1 protein-coding gene is annotated in these 301 nt (G+C 36.5%); it reads right to left on the bottom strand.

Annotated elements, in window-relative coordinates:
- Positions 1–54: 54 nt before the first annotated feature.
- Positions 55–204 carry a hypothetical protein gene (locus AC4GME_RS18450; RefSeq protein ID WP_490378749.1) on the bottom strand — a complete coding sequence of 50 codons (150 nt, stop codon included), beginning with the start codon at positions 202–204 and terminating at the stop codon, positions 55–57.
- Positions 205–301: the final 97 nt, after the last annotated feature.

Raw genomic sequence — 301 nt, 5'->3', positions numbered from 1 at the left:
GACTAACATATGACCTCACTTTTTATTATATTTACATGACAAACACTAAGATCACTAGTCGAACTCAATTTCCAGACCGTCATCGATATCTATCCCGTCTGCAACCTCAAAAAAGACATCAAGAAAAACATCAAGAAGCTCAACAGCAACATTAAGACAAAATACAACAACAAGAACAATTAATACTATATGGAAAATTTTCATGGTTAGCGCCTCAGGTGCAAGTTTTAAAAAGAGTTGTTCTTAACAACATGGGGCTATCATAAGGGCCGCCTTTTTTACCTGAGGTGAACCGGTCATT

This window comes from Psychromonas sp., assembly GCF_983033635.1.
The sequence above is the reverse complement of the archived record's forward strand: the minus strand, read 5'-3'. Positions and strand labels throughout refer to the sequence as shown.